Annotated in this window: 2 protein-coding genes; both read right to left on the bottom strand. The window is 45.1% G+C overall.

The window, feature by feature from the left end; genetic code table 11:
• The coding region (locus tag R7P67_RS24990; RefSeq protein WP_318086342.1) for a ChbG/HpnK family deacetylase at positions 1 to 245 on the bottom strand (245 nt) is incomplete at its 3' end.
• An 18-nt stretch (positions 246 to 263) separates the two neighbouring features.
• Positions 264 to 1,243: 6-phospho-beta-glucosidase (locus R7P67_RS24985; RefSeq protein WP_318086341.1), on the bottom strand; the 980-nt coding region annotated here is incomplete at its 5' end.

The raw sequence follows: 1,243 nt of genomic DNA, 5'->3' as shown, positions 1-1,243 counted from the left end.
ACGAAATGCGTTCTACCATTGGTTAAGTTTGGGTGCTCCGTGAGAGGAGCACCTGCTGTAAACCGTAGATGTACGCCAATTTTTAAGTCTGGATTTTGATGAGCTAACTCGATTGCTTTCTGCTCGGCATCCATCCCTACCATCATAGTAGTCGATTTCACGACACCATCTTGATGGGACTTTACAATGCCGTTATTAACACCTTGAGTCAGACCAAAATCGTCCGCATTAAAAATGACTTTCATTGACGCTCTTCCTTAGTATTACAACGCTGTAAGTTTAAATTGAGGCAAATAAGGCGCATTAACCGCTAACAGCTCATCCAATATCGCTTTCGCTCGACCAATGTCTGGCACCAAAGGATTATTCGTTAATGCCATTAATGCTTTGTCGTAGTTACCTTCAACAGCGGCTTCTATCGTCAACTGCTCATAAGCTTTCACTTGATGCAGTAGTCCTTTGATGTTGTTTGATAGCTCACCAACAGCAAGTGGTTTTGCTCCCCAACTACCAATCACTGCACTGCATTCAATCACGGCGTCATCCGGTAGACCATTGATCGCGCCGTTGTTTAAGACGTTTACGACATGAATGCTGTTACGGTTGTTATAAATAGAGTCGACGAGATTGAGTGACGCATCTGAGTAATACGCTCCCCCTCGCTCTTCCAACTCTTTCGGTTTGTGGTCTAAGTTCGGATCTTGATAGAGCTTAAACAATGCGTTTTCGGTTTCCATGACTTGCTCTGCGCGAGTCCCTTTTTCACCTGCGCTCTGCTTTTCTTCTGCCAACATAGCGTCTGTTTGGTAAAAATAGCGATGATAAGGACAAGGAATCGCACCGAGCGCTTTTAGAAATGCCGGATCCCACGGTTCTTCCCAAATGTTCTTCATACTGAAGTTAGCGCCATCTCCAACTTTCTCTAAGACGGTTTGAGTGATGTCTTCGCCTTTCAGCCACGCTTTGTGTACCCAGACCAGATGATTTAGACCTGCAAACTCCAACTGTAGCTCTTTGGGCTCGCAATCCATCATCTCTGCAATCATCATTTCCATTGAGACGGGTACATTACATAAGCCGATACTTTTGACTTTAGTATGCTTACTCACCGCTTCTGAGACGAGACCAGCAGGGTTCGTAAAGTTGAGCATCCAAGCGTTTGGCGCCAACTCTTCAATGTCTTTACAGATATCAAGAATGACCGGAATGGTTCTCAGTGCTTTAGCAAATCCGCCAGGGCCAG

This window comes from Vibrio sp. Vb0937 (assembly GCF_033338855.1).
Note: the sequence above shows the minus strand (reverse complement) of the source record. Positions and strands in the feature narration are given on the sequence as shown.